The organism is Janthinobacterium sp. OK676 (assembly GCF_900103595.1).
GTDB lineage: Bacteria > Pseudomonadota > Gammaproteobacteria > Burkholderiales > Burkholderiaceae_D > Janthinobacterium.
The window spans coordinates 120745-139783 of record NZ_FNHA01000008.1 but is presented as its reverse complement, the minus strand read 5'-3'; the positions used below and the strand labels follow the sequence as shown (position 1 = coordinate 139783).

16 protein-coding genes are annotated in these 19039 nt (G+C 64.7%); 8 read left to right on the top strand and 8 right to left on the bottom strand.

What is annotated here, in order from left to right; translation table 11 throughout:
- The first annotated feature begins 13 nt into the window (after positions 1-13).
- Positions 14-340: a hypothetical protein gene (locus BLU39_RS17025; RefSeq protein ID WP_092714979.1), complete on the top strand. Its 327-nt coding sequence runs from the start codon at positions 14-16 to the stop codon at positions 338-340.
- On the opposite strand, the gene BLU39_RS17020 is transcribed toward BLU39_RS17025, so the two are convergent.
- Positions 341-1267, bottom strand: coding sequence for a histone deacetylase family protein (locus tag BLU39_RS17020; protein ID WP_092714977.1), 927 nt, complete (start codon positions 1265-1267; stop codon positions 341-343).
- 217 nt (positions 1268-1484) lie between these two features.
- Here BLU39_RS17020 and BLU39_RS17015 point away from each other — a divergent pair, with 217 nt between their 5' ends.
- The 5 genes from BLU39_RS17015 (at position 1485) to BLU39_RS16995 (ending at position 7328) form a co-directional block, all read left to right on the top strand.
- Positions 1485-2393 (top strand): AAA family ATPase, encoded by a 909-nt coding sequence (locus BLU39_RS17015; RefSeq protein ID WP_092714975.1) that lies wholly within the window; start codon positions 1485-1487, stop codon positions 2391-2393.
- Positions 2394-2398: 5 nt separating this feature from the next.
- Positions 2399-3385, top strand: a complete 987-nt coding sequence (locus BLU39_RS17010) for a DUF58 domain-containing protein (protein ID WP_092714972.1) — start codon at positions 2399-2401, stop codon at positions 3383-3385.
- On the top strand, positions 3382-5403 hold the full coding sequence (locus tag BLU39_RS17005; RefSeq protein ID WP_092714970.1) for a transglutaminase TgpA family protein: 2022 nt from the start codon (positions 3382-3384) through the stop codon (positions 5401-5403). The genes BLU39_RS17010 and BLU39_RS17005 overlap by 4 nt, the downstream gene beginning before the upstream one ends.
- Before the next feature lie 8 nt (positions 5404-5411).
- The gene (gene mltB, locus BLU39_RS17000) at positions 5412-6557 is read left to right on the top strand and encodes a lytic murein transglycosylase B (protein ID WP_232731329.1); all 1146 of its coding nucleotides are present in this window, start codon (positions 5412-5414) and stop codon (positions 6555-6557) included.
- A gap of 438 nt (positions 6558-6995) precedes the next feature.
- Positions 6996-7328 (top strand): hypothetical protein, encoded by a 333-nt coding sequence (locus BLU39_RS16995; RefSeq protein ID WP_034751784.1) that lies wholly within the window; start codon positions 6996-6998, stop codon positions 7326-7328.
- 89 nt (positions 7329-7417) lie between these two features.
- On the opposite strand, the gene cysM is transcribed toward BLU39_RS16995, so the two are convergent.
- The gene (cysM, locus tag BLU39_RS16990) at positions 7418-8320 is read right to left on the bottom strand and encodes a cysteine synthase CysM (RefSeq protein WP_034751785.1); all 903 of its coding nucleotides are present in this window, start codon (positions 8318-8320) and stop codon (positions 7418-7420) included.
- Between the two features lie 252 nt (positions 8321-8572).
- Here cysM and BLU39_RS16985 point away from each other — a divergent pair, with 252 nt between their 5' ends.
- Entirely contained in the window at positions 8573-10336 is a 1764-nt protein-coding gene (locus BLU39_RS16985) for an FAD-dependent oxidoreductase (protein ID WP_092714966.1), read from the top strand.
- On the opposite strand, the gene BLU39_RS16980 is transcribed toward BLU39_RS16985, so the two are convergent.
- Positions 10333-11688 carry a M20/M25/M40 family metallo-hydrolase gene (locus BLU39_RS16980; protein WP_092714964.1) on the bottom strand — a complete coding sequence of 452 codons (1356 nt, stop codon included), beginning with the start codon at positions 11686-11688 and terminating at the stop codon, positions 10333-10335. The two genes, BLU39_RS16985 and BLU39_RS16980, sit on opposite strands and share 4 nt — an antisense overlap.
- A gap of 201 nt (positions 11689-11889) precedes the next feature.
- Between BLU39_RS16980 and BLU39_RS16975 the strand changes: the two genes are divergently transcribed.
- Entirely contained in the window at positions 11890-13455 is a 1566-nt protein-coding gene (locus BLU39_RS16975; RefSeq protein ID WP_092714962.1) for a phospholipase D family protein, read from the top strand.
- 15 nt (positions 13456-13470) lie between these two features.
- Here the strand turns inward: BLU39_RS16975 and BLU39_RS16970 are convergent, their stop codons facing one another.
- The 5 genes from BLU39_RS16970 to lapB all read right to left on the bottom strand — a co-directional run bounded on the left by BLU39_RS16970 (position 13471) and on the right by lapB (position 19034).
- Positions 13471-14439 carry an IS1595 family transposase gene (locus BLU39_RS16970; protein ID WP_092714960.1) on the bottom strand — a complete coding sequence of 323 codons (969 nt, stop codon included), beginning with the start codon at positions 14437-14439 and terminating at the stop codon, positions 13471-13473.
- A 176-nt stretch (positions 14440-14615) separates the two neighbouring features.
- Positions 14616-15296, bottom strand: a complete 681-nt coding sequence (locus tag BLU39_RS16965; protein WP_092714958.1) for a ComEA family DNA-binding protein — start codon at positions 15294-15296, stop codon at positions 14616-14618.
- A 166-nt stretch (positions 15297-15462) separates the two neighbouring features.
- Complete coding sequence (gene rfaE1 / locus BLU39_RS16960; protein WP_092714956.1) at positions 15463-16416, bottom strand: D-glycero-beta-D-manno-heptose-7-phosphate kinase; 954 nt, start codon at positions 16414-16416, stop codon at positions 15463-15465.
- The gene (locus BLU39_RS16955) at positions 16413-17780 is read right to left on the bottom strand and encodes a UDP-glucose dehydrogenase family protein (protein WP_092714954.1); all 1368 of its coding nucleotides are present in this window, start codon (positions 17778-17780) and stop codon (positions 16413-16415) included. Before BLU39_RS16955 ends, rfaE1 begins: the two co-directional genes overlap by 4 nt.
- A gap of 78 nt (positions 17781-17858) precedes the next feature.
- On the bottom strand, positions 17859-19034 hold the full coding sequence (gene lapB, locus BLU39_RS16950; protein WP_092714952.1) for a lipopolysaccharide assembly protein LapB: 1176 nt from the start codon (positions 19032-19034) through the stop codon (positions 17859-17861).
- Positions 19035-19039: the final 5 nt, after the last annotated feature.

The window sequence follows — 19039 nt, the reverse complement described above, 5'->3', positions numbered from 1 at the left end:
GGGATAGCACGATATGACGATGGAACACACGGGCAAGGCGCCCAGGCGCTTGCCGCGCAATGACTGGAAGAAGGAATGCCGGCAATGGCAGGGGCAAGTGGCGCAGCTGGAAGAGCGCCTGAAACGCCAGAGCGCCGACAGCTATGGCTTGCAAATGCTGTATGACCAATTGGTCAATGAAATCAAGCACCACCGCGACATGTTGCAACTCGACAGTTTTGATGCGGATAAGTCATCGCTCGTCTACACGCAAGCCTGGCACCGCTTCATGGCTGGCGACGCGCTCGACTACCAGACCCACCGCCACACGCATTCCGGCAGCCGCCCCACCTTGCTGTAGTCAGAGTTCCGCCAGCGCCTTCACGTGCGCGGCCACGCTGCGGCCCAGCGACGACAGGTTATAGCCCCCTTCGAGGCAGCTGACGATGCGGCCCTTGCCATACTGCCTGGCCACAGCCATCATCTGCTGCGTCATCCACGTGTAGTCGGCCTCCACCAGGCCCATGCCGCCCACGTCGTCTTCGCGGTGGGCGTCGAAACCGGCGGAAATAAAAATCATCTGCGGCTGCTGGCGGTGCAGCGCGGGCAGCCAGTGGTCGAGCACCAGCTGGCGCACGGCGTCGCCCTTCGAGCGGGCCGGCACGGGCACGTTGACGCGCGTGTCCGTATACGATTCCACGTCGCTGTACGGATAAAACGGGTGCTGGAAGAAACTCACCATCAGGATGCGCGGATCGTGCGCAACGGACTCGGCCGTTCCATTGCCATGGTGCACGTCGAAGTCGACGATGGCGACCCGTTCGAGCCCGCGCACGTCGAGCGCATGCTTGGCGGCGATGGCGACATTATTGAACAGGCAAAAACCCATGGGCTCGCTGGGCCGCGCATGGTGGCCAGGCGGGCGGATCGCGCAAAAGGCGTTGCTGATCTCGCCATCGATGACGGCGTCCGTGGCCGCCACGGCCGAGCCGGCGGCCGCCAGCGCCGCGTCGTAGCTGTGCGCGTTGAGCAGGGTATCGCCGTCGAGCGGATAGTAGTCGCCCTCCTGCGGCACATTGTCGCGCACGAGGCCGATGGCCGTGGCGCTGTGGTTGCGCTCGATATCGGATAATTGCGCGCGCGCGCCGTCGCGGTGCTCGACCAGGTCGCTGATGTGCGCGAGGATCAGTTGATCATTGATGGCCTGCAAGCGGGCCGGCGATTCTGGGTGCCAGTCGCCCATTTCATGGCGCTGGCAATCGGGATGGGTATAAATGGCTGTGCTCATGCGCTGTACTGGTTACCTCTGTCTCTGTCCATTCTCCGGGAACACTGCATGGCATTCCTGTTCGCCCTGCGCGTTCTCGCATAAAATCACTGGCCGGTCTGTGCCGCCGTCGTTGCCACGCTAATCTACCACGTGCACGGCACGGGCGGGCGGCGCGGCTTGACCTGGCCAAAGCGATTGTAAATTAAATAATCCGACTTACTGTGATAGAAATAGCATGTTTTCGAAAATACACCAGGCCGCACAGCAGATCGGCGAAGTTCTCGTCGGCAAACACTTGCAGATCCGCCAGACCCTCGCCTGCGTGCTGGCCGGCGGCCACCTGCTGATCGAAGACGTGCCCGGCGTGGGCAAGACCACCCTGGCCCATGCGCTGGCCATCTCGCTGGGCCTGCAATGGAAGCGCCAGCAATTCACCAGCGACCTGCTGCCCGCCGACGTGGCCGGCATGAGCGTGTATGACCGGGGCAGCGCCAGCTTCGTGTTTCATCCCGGCCCCCTGTTCACGCAGGTGCTGCTGGCCGACGAGATCAACCGGGCCACGCCGAAGACGCAATCGGGCTTGCTCGAAGCGATGGAAGAGCGGCAAGTGACGCTCGACGGCGTCACGCACGCGCTGCCGCAGCCGTTTTTCGTCATCGCCACGCAGAACTGCGCGCACCAGCTGGGCACCTTCCCCCTGCCCGAATCGCAGCTCGACCGTTTTCTCATGTGCGTGACCTTGGGCTACCCCGATGCGGCCGCCGAACGGGCGCTGCTGCTGGGCGCCGACCGCCGCGCCATGCTGCACACCTTGCCGGCCGTCATGAATGGGGAAGAATTGCTGCAGGCACAAGCGGACCTGCGCGCCATCCACGCCTCGGCCGCCGTCGTCGACTACGTGCTGGCCCTCGTGCATGCAACCCGCGCGCCGGGCGTGTTTGCCGATGGCCTGAGCCCGCGCGCCGCGCTGGCCCTGCTGCAGGCGGCGCGCGCCTGGGCCGCCCTGGAAGGCCGCGACCACGTCACGCCCGACGATGTGCAAGCCGTGCTGTTGCCCGTCTGCGCCCACCGCCTGCATGCCGCGCAAGGGGCGACGGATAGCCGCAGCCTGCTGCAGCACATGCTGTTGAGTATCCCCGTCTGAGCGGCATGCGCTGGCGCAACATCCCATGGCTGCCGGCGCGCCCCTGGCTGGGCGCGCAGCGCGTGCACATCCGTCCCTCGGGCGCGGGCCTGGCGTTTGCCGCGCTGCTGCTGGCGCTGTGGATCGCCGCCGTCAATTACCGCCTGGGCCTGGGCTATGCGCTCACGTATTTCGCGACCGCCTGCGCCATCGCGGACATGCTGTTTGCCAGCCGCAACCTGGCGGGCCTGGCGCTGGCCGCCACGCCGGGCAAGCCCGTGTTCGCGGGTAGTCACGCCACGTTCACCTTGCGCCTGATCAACCGCAGCGCGCGCCCGCGCCATGCGATCCACGTGGCCATCAGCGGTTCGGCGGCAGCGCCCGGCCTGGCCGACATCGCCGCCCACGGGGAAACGGCCATCGATATCGTCGTGGCGGCGCCGCAGCGGGGATGGCTGATTGCCCCGGCCGTGCGCCTGTCCGGCAGTTTTCCGCTCGGTCTGTTCCTTGCCTGGTGCCACTGGCAGCCCGACACCCGCGTACTCGTGTATCCGCAACCCGAACACACGGCCCCGCCGCTGCCCTTGCCTGTCGGCACGGTGCAGCGGGCGTCCCAAGTACGGCAGCCACCTACGCAAGACGGCGCCCTGGAACTGGCCGGCGTGCGCGCCTACCAGCCAGGCGACCCATTGCACCGCCTGGCCTGGCGCCAGATCGCCCGCCATGATGGCGAGCATGTATTCAGCAAGCAATTCCAGCCTGCCGCCGAGGCACCGCAGGGCGCAGCCCGTGGCAGCATCATGCTCGAGCATGCGGCCCTGCACGCGCTGGCCCCGGAAGCGCGTCTGTCGCGCCTGGCCGCATGGGTGCTGCAGGCGGAACGCGCGGGCTTGCCATATGGCTTGCGCCTGGGCGCGCTGACCGTGGCGCCAGCCTTGGGTGCCAGCCACCGCGACGCCTGCCTGCGCGCGCTGGCCCTGCACGATTTGCCACAGGATGAGGCCATGGCATGAGGCAATGGCTGGCCAACTTGCCACGCGACAAGGCCGACATTCTGCTGCTGTTGCTGGCCGCCGCCATGGTGCTGGCGCCGCACGCGCTGCACCTGCCCCCGTGGCTGTCGGCCGCCGCTGCCGCCCTCCTGCTGTGGCGCGCCGTCATCACCGTGCGGGGCAAGCGCCAGCCGCAGCTGGCCGTGCTCGCGCCGCTGGCCTTGCTGGGCATCGCCGCCGTCTGCGCCAGCTACGGCACCGTGCTGGGACGCGATCCCGGCGTGGCCATGCTGGCCCTGCTGCTGGCCTTGAAATCGCTGGAAATGCATGGCCGGCGCGACATCTTCGTCGTTGTGTTCCTCAGTTTTTTCCTCCTGCTGGCAAATTTCTTCCATGCGCAAGGCATCCTCAGCGCCGCCTGGATGCTGGCCACCGTCATCGTCCTGCTGGCCGGCCTGCTGTCGGCCCAATACGGCACCTTCCAGCCCCGCCTGGCGCAAAGGCTGGGTTTGCTGGGACGCATGCTGGCGCTGGCCATCCCCCTGTCGGCCCTGATGTTTCTTGCCGTGCCGCGCGTCGACGGCCCCCTGTGGGGCACGGCACCGGAAGGCGCGCAGGCGCGCACGGGCTTGTCCGACAGCATGCAGCCGGGCGCCATCGCCTCGCTGGCCCTGTCAGGCGACCCCGTCTTCACGGCCCGTTTCAGCACGGCGATCCCGCCGCAAGACCAGCTGTACTGGCGCGGCGTCGTGCTGGGCGACTTCGACGGCGCCACCTGGACGCGCCGGGGCGCGAACGGGCGCGCGCCTGCCGGCGACAGCCGCATAGACATCGCGCTGGAAGGCCAGCCCAGTCACTACGAAGTGACCTTGCAAGCGAGCGGCCAGCGGCGCATCTTCGCGCTCGACGTGCCGCGCAGCATCGAACGCTTGGCCGGTAACCCGTACGTCGTGTCGTCCGCGCTGGAAGTGCTGACCATACAGCCCATTACTTCGACCGTGCGTTACCGCGTCAGTTCCCAGTCCCGCTACCGGCTGCAGGCAAACCTGTCGCCAGCACAGCAGCGGCCATGGCTGGCCTTGCCCGCTGGCAGCAACCCGCGCAGCGTGGCCTGGGCCCGCGCATTGCGCGGCCATGGCGCGCAGGCGCTGGCGCCCGCCGACGCCATCGCCGCCGTGCTTGGCCACTTCCGCCGCGCGCCGTTCCGCTACACCCTGCAGCCGCCGCTGCTGGGCAAGCATGGCGTCGACGACTTCCTGTTTGGCACGCAGGCGGGTTTTTGCGAACATTACGCGGGCAGCTTTGTCGTGCTGATGCGCGCCATGGGCATACCCGCGCGCGTCATCACGGGCTACCAGGGCGGTCTGCGCAACGCTATGGACAACAGCCTGGCCGTGCGCCAGTCCGACGCCCATGCCTGGAGCGAAGTGTGGCTGGCGGGCCGGGGCTGGGTGCGCGTCGATCCCACCGGCGCCGTCGCGCCCCTGCGCACGCAGCGCAACCTCGACGCCGCCCTGCCGCCGGCCACGTCGCCGCTGACGGCCTGGCGCGCCCTGGCCGGCCTCGACGGCGGCGCGCCCGGGGCGGTTGCCGCGTGGCGCCAGCAATGGCAACAGGCCGAGCACGCCTGGAGCAGCTGGGTGCTCGACACCACGCCGCAGCGCCAGCGCGCCATGCTCGACGGCTTGAAAAACGTACCGGCGACAAAGCTGGCAGTCGCTTGCGCCGTGCTGGCCCTGCTGTCCGCCATGGCGGGCGCACTGGTCTGGTGGCGGCAGGCGCGGCAAGGCGATCCGTTCGACGCCCTGTACGCGCGGTTTTGCCAGCAGCAGGCGCGGCGCGGTTACAGCCGTGCGCCGCACGAAGGCCCGCACGGTTATGCTGCCCGGTTGGCATCGGGCAAGACTACGCCCGAGATGCATGCCGCCATCGCACAGTTTCTGGCAATCTATGCCGCGATGAAGTATGGTAATGCCAGCCCAGACGAACAACTCCGCGCGCGGCGCCACTTGCGCCGCCTGTTAACCCAATGCCGATGAGACGCTCCTTGTTACCGATCAAAACCTCCGCCCTGTCCCTGCTCCTCTCCCTGCCCCTGTGCCTGCCCACCGCGCACGCTGGCGAAAACAGCAATATTTCCGCTGCCGACCGCGCCCGTGCCGTACGCGCGGCCAAGGCCCCGGCCACCAAGGCAACAATCAAGAAAGCAGCGGCGAAATTCGACTTCGAAGGCGAGTTTGTCGACTATGCCAACTGGAAAGAAGTACGCGCCTTCCTCGACGAGATGTCCGCCAAGCATGGCTTTAACCGCGCCGAACTCGATACCCTGATCGGCAAGGTGCGCTATGTGGACACGACGGTGCAACTGATGAAGCCGGCGCCGCCCGGCAAGCCGAAGAACTGGCAAGCGTACAGCGCCCGCTTCATCGAGCCGGTGCGCATCAATGCAGGCGTGAAATTCTGGGAAGAGAATGCGGAAGCGCTGGCGCGCGCCGAACGCGAATATGGCGTGCCGGCCGAGATCATCGTCGGCATCATCGGCGTGGAAACCGTGTATGGACGCAACACGGGCCGCTTCCGCGTGCTCGACGCGCTGACGACCCTGGCGTTTTCCTACCCGGAAAGCCCCACCCGTGCCGCGCGCATGGAATTTTTCAAGGGCGAACTGGAAAATGCGCTGCTGTTTGCACGCAAGGATGGCATCGATCCATTGACCCTGCTCGGCTCGTATGCGGGTGCCATCGGCCTGCCCCAGTTCATGCCCAGCAGCATCATGAAATATGCGGTGGACTTCGATGGCGATAGCCACATCGACCTGCGCAATTCCACGGCCGACGCCATCGGCAGCGTCGCGCATTTCCTCGTCGAGCACGGCTGGCGGCGCGATGACCCGGCCATCAGCACCTATCCCGTCACCGTCTCGGCCAGCCGCACGTGGGAAAAATTCATCGGCCAGGGCTTGCAAGCCAGGTACCGGCTGGGGGAATTGCAGGAAGCCGGCGTGAATGCCGGCCCGTCGACGCCCCAGAACATGTTGTTCGGCCTGATCGACTTGCAAAATGGTTCAGAAGCAACTGAGTATCACTTGGCAACCAATAACTTCTTTGCTATAACTCAGTACAACAGAAGTTATTTTTATGCCATGTCGGTGATCGACTTGGGCAAGGCGATTAGTCAAGTGCGCGCACGCTAACCGAAAGTCGGTGTAAAGTTATAATATTACTTGTAAGAAAGCGTAAGGGATGTTGAAGCTACCAGTAAACACGTCTATGGTAGAGCCGATAACATGTGCCAGCCTCGCTCGCCAGCCTTTGTGCGGCACGGAATGCAGTAATGGTTTTATACTTAACTTTTGTCAAAGTACAATTTTTGTTCTATCATAGAGCATAATAAAGAATAAATAGGTGTTGCAACTAGACAACACCGATTCTGTACAAAGCAAGATTATCGGGCTTTCCCGCCTGAAACTGAATCCTGTTGTACAATTGTGTATATATCATGAAAAACTGTATCCCGGATCGTACCGTGTGTGAATTCGTTCCTTTTAGTAAAGAATGAACATGAACGCAGCAAGAGCGAGCTCCGAGTGTTTTTTACTTTGCAGTGCAACTACAGAAGGAACAATAACATCATGACAAACCAAGTCGGCATTGATATGAACAGCGATTCGGACTCCGACGATCTGCTCCAGTACAACCCAAACAGACTGCTCGATACCCTGATCGAAAACCTGCGCCTGAAAAACGACGCAGCCTTGTCCCGCGCGCTGGAAGTAGCGCCACCGGTCATCAGCAAAATCCGCCACCACCGCCTGCCGGTCGGCGCATCGCTGCTGATCCGCATGCACGAAGTCAGCGATCTGAGCATCCGCGACCTGCGTTACCTGATGGGTGACCGTCGTAACAAATTCCGTATCAGCGACAAGCAATTCAAGCCAAAAGAAGGCGAAACGCCACAAGGCTGATCCTGCCAGTTTCGCAGGTTTTCCCTCCCCGCCATGGGGAGGGGGTATTTCCAGCAGTTCTCAGGCCGTTCTGGCCGACATTAAAACAATCAAGCAGGAAACACGCCGGTCGAGAGATAGCGGTCACCGCGGTCGCACACGACGAACACGATCGTTGCGTTTTCCACCGTCTGTGAAATGCGCAGCGCGATTTCGCACGCGCCGGCTGCCGAGATGCCGCAGAACAAGCCCTCTTCCGCCGCCAGGCTGCGCGCCATGCGCTCGGCCACGCCCTGGCTCACGTATTCCACCTGGTCGACGCGCGACTTGTCGTAGATTTTCGGCAAGTATGCTTCCGGCCACTTGCGGATGCCGGGAATCTGCGAACCTTCCTCGGGCTGGGCGCCGATGATCTGGATGGCGGGATTCTGTTCCTTCAAATAACGCGACACGCCCATGATGGTGCCCGTCGTGCCCATGGCGCTGACGAAATGCGTAACGCGCCCTTCCGTGTCGCGCCAGATTTCCGGTCCCGTGCTTTCATAGTGGGCGCGCGAATTGTCTTCGTTGGCGAACTGGTCGAGGATCACGCCGCGGCCATCCTTCTGCATCTGCTCGGCCAGGTCGCGCGCATATTCCATGCCGCCCGTCTTCGGCGTCAATAAAATGTCGGCGCCGTAGGCGGCCATGCTCTGGCGGCGCTCCACGCTGAGGTTGTCCGGCATCAGCAGCAGCATCTTGTAGCCGCGCAAGGCGGCGGCCATGGCCAGCGCGATGCCCGTATTGCCGCTGGTCGCCTCGATCAGGGTATCGCCCGGCTTGATGACGCCGCGCTCTTCAGCGCGCTTGAGCATGGACATGGCCGCGCGGTCCTTCACGGAGCCGGCCGGATTATTGCCTTCCAGCTTGCCCAGGATGACGTTGTTGCGCGCAAGCGCATCGGCGCCCGGCAAGCGCGTCAGCTGCACCAGCGGGGTATTGCCTATCGTATCTTCAAGTGTCTTGTAAGCCATCGTGTCTGTTTGAGTAGATTCAACAAAGACCCATTCTAATATGAGATGCTGGACGGCGTATCGCTGATCGGCGGCGGCATCCGGGCTTGCGTGCGCGTCCGGCTACGCCGCCCCATGCCGCATGGCGCCTGCCGCGCCGCCATTTCCGGGCGTGCACAAGGGGTATTGCGGCAGGCACACGCCGCATGCGCTAGACTCGTCACTGTTAGTTATTTTTGTTATTTGCTTATTCAGCCTCCGAACGGACTCGCCATGGCCAGCAGCACACCCGAATTCATTCCCGAAACAACGCAGGACGATCCCGTCCAGTTCGCCACGCTCGACTTGCACGGCCGCAGCCACCAGATCTCGCCCGTCTTCAACGGGCTCGAACTGCAGCGCTTGCAGCGCTATGGCACGCGCCATCACTTTGCCGATGGCGAAACGCTGTTCGAGGCGGGCAGCAGCAGCTTCGGCATGCTGGTGATACTGTCCGGACGGGTCAGCATCAAGCGCCACGAAGTCATGGGACAGGCGTCCGTGCTGCGCGAAGTGGGCGTCGGCCACTTCATTGCCGAGGTGGCGCAATTGTCGGGCCGCCCCACCCTCGTCAACGGCAGCGCCGTCGGTGACGTGGAATTGCTCGACATCAGTTCGGAATCCCTGCGCGCGCTGATCGTGGCCGAGGCGGAAATGGGTGAACGCATCGTGCGCGCCCTGATCCTGCGCCGCGTGGCGCTGATCGAATCGAATTCGGGCGGCCCCGTGCTGGTAGGGCCGCGCGGCAATGGCAACCTGTTCCACCTGCAAAGTTTTTTATCGAGCAATGGCCACCCGCACACGGTGCTCGATCCGGCCACCGATGCGGCCGCCGCCGCGCTGGCCGAACGCTATCAGCCCACGCCGCAGGAATGGCCGCTGGTCGTCTGCCCTGACGGCAAGATCATGAAAAATCCCGGCAATGCGGAACTGGGGCGCTGCCTGGGCATGCTGCCCGATTTGTCCGGCGACAAGATTTTCGACGTGCTGGTGGTGGGCGCCGGACCTGCCGGCCTGGCCACGGCCGTGTATGCGGCCTCCGAAGGGCTATCGGTCCTGGCGCTCGAGCAGCGCGCGTACGGCGGCCAGGCGGGCGCCAGCGCGCGCATCGAGAATTACCTGGGCTTTCCGACAGGCATCTCCGGCCGCGCCCTGGCGGGACGCGCCTACGTGCAGGCGCAAAAGTTTGGCGTGGAAATCGCCACCCCGGCCAGCGCCGCCAACTTGCTGTGCGACACGTGGCCCCTGCGCGTCAATCTGTGCGACGGCACGCAAGTGCGCGCCCGCACCGTGGTGCTATCGTGCGGCGCACGCTACCGCCGGCCCTCGCTGGCCAACCTGAAAACGTATGAGGGACGCGGCGTGTATTACTGGGCCTCGCCCATTGAAGCCAAGCTGTGCCGGCAGGAAGAAATCATCCTCGTTGGCGGCGGCAATTCGGCCGGCCAGGCGGCCGTGTTTCTATCCGGACACGCCGCCAAGGTCCACATGGTGATACGTGGCGAGGGACTGGCGGCCAGCATGTCGAGCTACCTGATCGAGCGCATCGCCGCCACGCCCAACATCACCTTGCACACGCACACGGAAATCATCGCCCTCGAAGGCGACGACGATGGCTTGACGGAGGTGCGCTGGCGCAACAACCAGACGGGCAAGGAGTGCGATTGCGCAGTGCGCCGCGTCTTCCTGTTTGTTGGCGCCGATCCGAACACGGACTGGCTGCACGACTGCGCCGTGGCCGTCGACGAACAGGGCTTCATCCGCACGGGCTTCGACGTCACGCGCGCCGAATGCCGCGCCCATGGCCACGGCCACACAATCTATCCACCGGACTTGCCGGACCGTGCCGCGCTGGAAACGAGCGTGCCGGGCGTATTCGCCATCGGCGACGTGCGGGCCGGCTCCACCAAGCGCGTGGCCGCCGCCGTCGGCGAAGGGGCTGCCGTCGTTTCCCAGATTCACGGCTTTCTTGCGCGCCAGCCCGTCAACAGTGCCTAACGCAAGGGCATGGGATACGTGGCCACGCTGGCATTGCCGTCGCGGTCGATGGCCTGGACGCCAAAGAAATAGTTGTCTTTCGACAGCTTGACCCTGGCTTCGGTAACATTGCCCACGTCTTGCGCGCCCTGCCACTGGTCCGCCGTCGTGGCGCGCCAGACGATGCGGTAGCCGGCCAGGTCCGGTTCCGTATTCGGCTGCCAGACCAGCGAGGTGGCGTTTTCCAGCTGGGCCGTGCGCACCTGCACACCGGCGGGCGCGGCCGGCGCCAGGGCCAGCGACGCGAGCGCCGCCGCATTCACGCGCGCCACTTTCGCCACGTAGTCATAATCGACGAATTGCGGCAAATCTCCATACTGCACGCCGTTTTCCACGCGCACGTCCTGGTGCTGATGGGCAAAATCCTCGTGCGGTTCCGTAAAGCGCAGGGCCGCATAGCCTTGCGCAAGGAAAGGCATATGGTCGCCGCCGCGCAGGTAGCGGTCGGCGCGCTGGATGACGTTGACCGTAAAGCCGGGCACATAGCGCTCGCCCACCTGCTTGACGTGGCGCGCCAGCTGGCGTGAAATCGAATCGTTTTCGCCGCCCGTCGCCACCAGGGCGCGCACGCCGTCGCTCATTTCCTTCACGGCGGGGATGCCTTCCGCAAACAGGCGCACCTGGCCGCCATCGACCGTGCCATCTTCCGCGCGCGAACTGCCGATGATGTCGTTGTTGAGCATGCCGGCGATGTTGAGCTTGTTCAACTTAGCCTGCTGTGCCCAATGGCCGGAACCCAATAGCCCCTGCTCCTCGGCCGCCACGGCCATGAAGACGATGGTGGCGTCGAAGCGGTGGCGCGCCATCGCGCAAGCCATCTCGATCACGGCCGCCGTACCGGACGCGTCGTCATTGGCGCCGGGCGCGTCGCCCTGCGCATCCATCACGTCGGTGGCGCGCGAATCATAATGACCGCTGACGACATAGATACGCCCGGCCGACTGCGGCTGGCTGCCCGGCAAGGTCGCCACCACGTTGACGATGTCCGTCGGCCGCGCAATGCGTTTCGACACGGGCGCGACATGGCTGTCGAACGCCACCTGCAACCGTCCGCCCGCCTGCGCGCCGCAGCGCTCCAGCTCGGCCTTGATCCAGCGCCGCGCCGCGCCGATGCCGCGCGTGTCGGACACGGTATCGGACATCGTGTGGCGCGTCTGGAAGCCCACGAGCTTGCGGACATGCGCCTCGATGCGCTGCGGCGAGATGTCGGCCACCACTTGCCTTATCTGCTGCTGCGCCGGGTCGGCGCCCGGCGCAGCCACCACACCCGCCGACAGCATGGCTGCCGTCATTGCCGTCAAAATCCGTCGCATGCCTGCGTCTCCCTATGCCTGATTGAACTGGCCATTCTCGCATTTTTTGACCCCAGGCAAGGATGTTCCCGGATGAAAATCGTGCACTATAGAAACTGCTACAATCGGCCGTTGCCATCCAGCTGAAAGACACCGCATGCGCCAGCCTCCCCTCCTCTCCGCACGCCGCAGCACGCGCGCGGCTCGCTGACGGTGCGCCGCATGCTCGTCAAATTGCTGCTGCTGGCCACCTTGTTTGCCGTGCTCAGCATTGCCGCCCTGTACAGCTACGGGCGTTTCGCCGAACGTTCGCTGGGCGCGCCCGGCACGGCCTTGCCCGTGGCAATCAATGCCACCCTGCTCGACCGCGTGCTGGCGCCGCAACTGGCGCAGCGCCCCGGCCACAGCGGCACGGCCCTGATCGACGACAATCTGGAAGCGTTCGCCCTGCGCGCCCTGAGCGCGCGCGAAGCGGGCCGCAGCCTCGACCTGCAATACTACATCTGGCACAACGACGTGACGGGACGCCTGCTGGTGCGCGAACTGCTGCGCGCGGCCGACCGCGGCGTGCGCGTGCGCGTGCTGCTCGACGATATCAACGCGCGCGGCCAGGACGCCGCCATCCTCGCCCTCGACAGCCACCCGCTGATCGACGTGCGCATCTTCAATCCGGGCCGCAACCGCGACGGCATCTGGATGCGCGCCGTGGAAATGGCCTTGCGCGCCGTCAGCCTGAACCGGCGCATGCACAACAAGGCCTGGATCGTCGACGGCCGGGTGGCCCTCGTCGGCGGGCGCAATATCGGCGATGAATATTTTGATGCTGCCGAACAGGTCAATTTCCAGGATGCCGACCTGCTGCTGGTGGGGCCCGCCGTGCGGCAGACGAGCGACATCTTCGACCGCTTCTGGAACAGCCGCGCCGTCATCCCCATCGTTGCCTTGCATGAGGGCAAGGACGCGGGCGCGGCTGAACTGCAGGCTGTGCGCGCCCGCCTCGACGCGCTCACGGGCGAACTGGGTGCCTCGCCCTACCTGCGGCAGCTGACCGATGCGGGCCAGTTGCAGGCCCACCTCGATGGCCGCTTGCGCCTGCACTGGAGCGAGCGAGTGCAAGTGCTGTCAGACCCGCCGGAAAAAGCCGCGCCCGTGGCCAGTTTGCAGCGCAGCGAACACTGGCTCATGCACAGCTTGCTGCCCCTGCTGACGGAAGCGCGCAAGGAAGCGCTGCTGACCTCCCCCTATTTTGTTCCCGGCACGGCGCTGACACACACCCTGGCCGACAAGGTAGCCGCCGGCGTCGAGGTCCAGGTGCTGACCAACTCGCTGGCCGCCACCGACGTGGCCCTCGTGCACGCGGGCTATGCGCGCTACCGCGAGGCGCTGCTGGGCGGCGGCGTCGGGCTGTTTGAATTGAAGACCCAGCACCGCAAACGCATCAGCCTGATGGGCTCGAGCCGCGCCAGCCTGCATACCAAGGCCGTGGTGGTGGACGGGGAACGGGGCTTCGTCGGCTCCTTCAACCTCGATCCCCGCTCAGCCCAGCTGAACACGGAAATGGGCGTGCTGTTCGACGACGCGGCGCTGGCGGCGGACATGCGCACGCTGTTCCAGCACTCGGTCTCGAGCGACACCAGTTACCGACTATTTCTCGACAACGGCGCCTTGCGCTGGTCCGACGCCACCGAAGTGCCCGCCAAAGTGTGGACGCAAGACCCGGAAACGGGCTTCTGGCGCCGCGCGCTGGTATCGGTGATGCGCTGGCTGCCGATCGAGTCGCAGCTGTAAGCGCCTAAAAAAAGGCTATGTCACCGTCAGATGTGGGAATGCCCCCAGTGTTGCCTTCAATAACGTTTCCGGCGAACGGATGCGCCTGGCATCGAGGATCCAGCGCCATCCCAGATAGTTCGGCAGATAGCGCGTCGCCACGCCGTGAAACGGCCCCAGCCATTGTCGTAATCGGCTGTGATACGCATTGACGTTCTGCACGTGGGCGGCGCCCTGCACGCGGATGCCGGCGCGCAAGTTGACGGCCTGATGACTGATGCCCGCTTCCCTCGCAAAAGCCCGGTAGGCGGCATGGCCATCGGTCACCAGCAGCACGTCCTTGTCGATGACAGGCAACAAACAGTGATGCAACTGCGCCTGCGTCAGCGCCCCTTTGCCCGTGACGAAATCGAGCGTCTGCCCCGTGCGGTCGCGCGCCACCAGGATGCAGACCTGTTCATTGGAAATGCCGCGCTTGTGGGCATGGCCGCCCCGGCGACGGGCCGGACGCGTCATTGTTCTGGCGCCCTTTTCCGATTCCAGCAGATACAGCTCGTCCGCTTCGGCGATGCCGTGCAGGCCGTGCGGCCGGTCCGTCCTTGCCAGCGATAAAAACCGGTGGCGCCAGCGAAAGGTGGTGTTGCGGTGCACGCCCAGCTGCAATGCCGCCTTGCGCACGGAATCCGATGCCAGCAGGCAATCGGCGTAGTCGAGCCACAGCGCCTTGTGGCGCAAGCGGGCCAGCGGCGTGCCGGTGAGCGCATTGAAGGTGTGCCCGCAGGGCACGCAGCGGTAGCGTTGCAGTCCGTGCGCATGGCCGTGCCGGTGTAAGTGGTCTGAATGGCAGGCGGGACAGGCCAATCGCGGCTGGGCCACACTTTCCAGCAGCGCGATGGTCGCGTCGTGTGGCGAGTTGCCATGCAGCAGGGCAATGCCTGCTTGCCGCTGACGTCGACTCAACCGGGCAAACTGCGCAATCAAGGTGATCCATTCGGCTGGCCGCATGATTGGCTCCCGCAGAGTGAGTATGCAGAGTCAGACAGCACGGCCACAGGAAGATTCCGGCATTTCCCCTATTTGCCGATGACAGAGCCAAAAAAACCCCGCGCGGCCGGTACCACGCGGGGTTTTCTTTTCGTGCTGCGCGGCACCACCACGCAACACGCCTTACAGCAACACGCTTATTTTTTCTCGGCTTCCGCCTTCTTCGCATCGGCGGCAGCCAGTTTTGCTTCCTTCTTCGCAGCAGCGGCGGCAGCCTTCGCTTCTTTCTTGGCGGCGGCAGCTTCCTTCTTCGCTTCAGCGACTGACTTCACAGGCGCGGCGCCATCGGCGGCGGCTGGAGCCGCAGGAGCGGCAGCCTTGGCGGCGGCGGCCTCTTTCTTGGCTGCAGCAGCAGCGGCCTTGGCTTCTTTCTTCGCAGCAGCAGCTTCTTTCTTCGTTTCAGCGGCTGTCTTGGCTGGCGCCGCAGCGGTGTCGGTCGCAGCAGCTGGCTTCGGTGCGGCTTCTTTCGCTGCAACTTCCTTCACAGCAGCTTCCTTTTTTGCCGGGGCGGCTTTCGCTGCCGGAGCGGGCGCCGCTGGCGCGCCGGACTTGGCCTGGCCATTCACTTGCAAGCCCGCTTCCGACAGTTTCACGGAGCTTTTCGGACCGATGCCCTTCACGCGGGTTTCGAAATCGGCCCAATCCTTGAAGGCGCCGCCCTTGGCGCGTTCATCGATGATGGCTTTCGATGTGACGGGGCCGATGCCCTTGACGCTGTCGAGTGCCGCCTGGTCCGCCTTGTTGACGTCGACCTGGGCAAAGGCAAAGCCCATCGTCGCGATCAGGGTGGCGATGGCCAGCAGTATTTTTTTGAACATGGATATCTCTCCGTGATGTGGTTTCAAGATGACTCGAACGCAAGGGAAGAGCAGCGCCTTAACGGCTTTAACGGCTGTGGCGTGATACGGTTGACAAGACGGGATAGCGGAAGGAGGGGAAGACCTGCGCCAGATCAAACGGACCGGCGCAGGTAGTAGCGCGTAGTTACTGCGGGAACAGCTCGTCGCGGGTGACGGTGGCCGTGCCCAGCTTGCCGACGACGATGCCACCGGCGCGGTTGGCCGTGCGCACGGCGTCGCCCAGGCCCATGCCGGCGCCCAGCATGGCCGCCATGGTGGCGATCACCGTGTCGCCGGCGCCCGAGACGTCGAACACTTCGCGCGCATCGGTCGGCATGTGCACCACCTCATCGGCCGTGTACAAGCTCATGCCCTCTTCCGAGCGCGTCAGCAGCAAGGCGTCCAGGCCCAGTTGCGCGCGCATCTGCTGCGCGCGTTCCGTCAATTGCTCTTCCGTGCTCCAGTTGCCGATCACGCGACGCAGTTCCGATTTATTCGGAGTGAGCACTGACGCTCCCGTATAGCGGCTGAAATCATCGCCTTTCGGGTCGACCATGACGATCTTGCCGGCGGCGCGGGCCGCCTTGATCATCTCGGCCACGTTCACCAGGCTGCCCTTGGCGTAGTCCGACAGGATCACCACATCGTAGTGCGGCAGCAGCGCATTGAATTGTGCCAGCTTGTCGCGCAAGACCGTATCGCTGGGCGCATCTTCGAAGTCGATGCGCAGCATCTGCTGCTGGCGACCGATCACGCGCAGCTTGATGATGGTGGAAATGGCCGCATCGCGCTGCAGATAGCTGTGGATGCCGCCGCCCTCGAGCAGCCGCTCGACCTGGCTGCCGGCCTCGTCGTCGCCGACCACGCCCAGCAAGCTCGTCTTCGCTCCCAGCGCGGCCGCATTACGCGCCACGTTGGCCGCGCCGCCCAGGCGCTCTTCGCGCTTCTCGATGCGCACGATGGGCACGGGCGCCTCCGGCGAAATACGGCTGACGTCGCCGAACCAGTAGCGGTCCAGCATCACATCGCCCACCACCAGCAGGCGTACCTGGGCCAACGCGGCCGGCGCCGTCAAGGCGACCACCTCCTGGGCGCTCATGCGCGCGTCAGGATCGAGCGACCGATCCCGTGGTATTCAATGCCGTTCTCGGCCATGACGGCCGGCTCGAAGAGGTTGCGCCCGTCAAAGATCACGGCCTGCTTCAGGCGCGCCTTGACCTGCTCGAAGTCGGGACTGCGGAAGGCTTTCCATTCGGTCACGATGACGAGTGCGTCGGCGTCCTGCAGCGCATCCTTCGAGCTGTCGGCAAAGCGCACCTTGGCCAATTGCTCCGGCGTCAAGTCCAGTTGCAACACGCGGCGCGCTTCGGTCATGGCGACGGGGTCGTACACGGCCACGGTGGCGCCGCGCGCCAGCAAGTCGGCCAGCAGCACGCGGGCCGACGCTTCGCGCATGTCGTCCGTATTCGGCTTGAAGGCCAGGCCCCATACGGCGAAATGCCGGCCCGTCAGGTCTTCGCCGAAGCGAGTGACCACTTTGCGGCCCAGCACCTGCTTCTGCTGGTCGTTGACGGCTTCGACGGCGCGCAGGATCAGCAATTCCTGGCCGTAGCCGCGCGCCGTGCGCTCGAGCGCCTGCACGTCTTTCGGGAAGCAGGAACCGCCATAGCCGCAGCCGGCGTACAGGAAGCTGTGGCCGATGCGCGGGTCGGAACCGATGCCGTGGCGCACGGCTTCGATGTCGACGCCCACCTTGTCGGCCAGGTTCGCCAGTTCATTCATGAACGAGATGCGCGTGGCCAGCATGGCGTTGGCCGCATATTTCGTGAATTCGGCCGAACGCACGTCCATCCAGTAAGTGCGCTCGTGATTGCGGTTGAACGGCGCGTACAGGCTTTTCAGCAACTCGCGCGCGCGTTCGCCTTCTGGCGTGGCGTCGACGCCGATGACGATGCGGTCCGGGCGCATGAAGTCTTCGACGGCCGCGCCTTCCTTGAGGAATTCCGGGTTCGACGCCACCGAGAACGTGGCGGTCACGCCGCGCGCGTCCAGTTCGCCCTGGATGGCGGCGCGCACTTTTTCGGCCGTGCCGACGGGCACGGTCGACTTGTCGACGATGACCTTGAAGTCCGTCATGTACTTGCCGATGCCGCGCGCGGCGGCCAGCACGTATTGCAGGTCGGCCGAACCGTCTTCGTCGGGCGGCGTGCCGACGGCGATGAATTGCATCACGCCGTGCGCGGCGGCTGCCTCGACGTCGGTGGAAAAGGTCATGCGGCCGGCGGCGCGGTTGCGCGCCACGACTTCTTCCAGGCCCGGCTCATGGATGGGAATGCCGCCGCTGTTGAGCAGTGCTACCTTCTGTGCGTCCAGGTCGAGGCAAAAAACGTCGTTGCCCAGCTCCGCCAGGCAGGCGCCGGTCACGAGGCCGACATAGCCCGTGCCGATAATGGTGATTTTCATGGTTGTGCCGTGTTTCTTAGATATGGATGGTACATACAAGTACACGCCACGTTGCGCGGGGCAAGGTGGCGTGTACGGTTAATTCATGACGTTGAGTTCTTCGGTGCGACGTGGAGGATATGTCTCCCACTTGTTGCAGCCAGGGCAGTGCCAGTAGAACTGGCGCGCCTTGAAGCCGCAGTGGCTGCACTGGTAGCGGGCCAGCTTCTGCGTGTAGCCGTGCACGAGGTTTTTCACCATCGACAGCTCCGACCAGATGGCGGCCGGCGCATCCATCATGCGCGCCTCCAGCAGTTTGTCGAGGCCCAGCAGGGTCGGCGTGCGGCGCAGCTCGGCGCTGACCAGCTGCTTGGCCGCTTCCACGCCGTCGAGTTCGATGACGGCCTTGAAGACGACTTCGATCAGGTCGATCGACGACGCTTCTTCCAGGTAGGAGCGCAGGAGGTTGACGCCTTCCTGTGGACGGCCCAGCTTGGTGTAGCCATCCATCAGGCGCTGCGCCACCAGGGCCACGTGCGGCACGCTTTGCTGCTCCACGCGGCGCCAGGTGGTCAGCGCGCCTTCCACGTCGCCACGCGCCAGCAGCACGTCGCCCGTCAGGATGGTGGCGCGCACGCTCTTGCGGTCCGTCTGCAGGGCTTTTTCCAGCAGCGGCATGGCGTCGTCCGGCTTCATGTGCACGAGGGCGTCATGCGCCAGCTCGCAATAGAACTGGGCGATTTCCTTCTGGCGCGCGCCGGCGCCCGACTCCTGCAAGCCCACTGCCGCTTCGATGGCGCGTGGCCACTCCTTTTCGCGCTGGTAGATTTCCAGCAGCGCGCGACGCGACTGGGCCGCATATTGCGTATCGACCAGGCTGTTGAAGGTTTCTTCGGCGCGGTCCAGCAAGCCCGCCTTCAGGTAATCCATGCCCAGCTCGTAGGCGGCATGGCCCTGCTGTTCCAGCGGCAAGTCCGGGCGCGCCAGCAAGTTCTGGTGCACGCGGATGGCGCGCTCCGTCTCGCCGCGGCGGCGGAACAGGTTGCCCAGCGCAAAGTGCATATCGGCCGATTCCGGGTCCAGCTTGACGACTTCGATGAAGGCGTCGATGGCCTTGTCGTGCTGCTCGTTGAGGAGGAAATTCAAGCCCTTGAAATAATTGCGCGGCAGGCTGCGCGATTCGGACACCAGTTGATGAATGTCCACACGCGCGGCGATCCAGCCCAGCGCGAAAAACACCGGGATACCCAAGAGCCACCAGAGTTCAAATTCCATGCGAT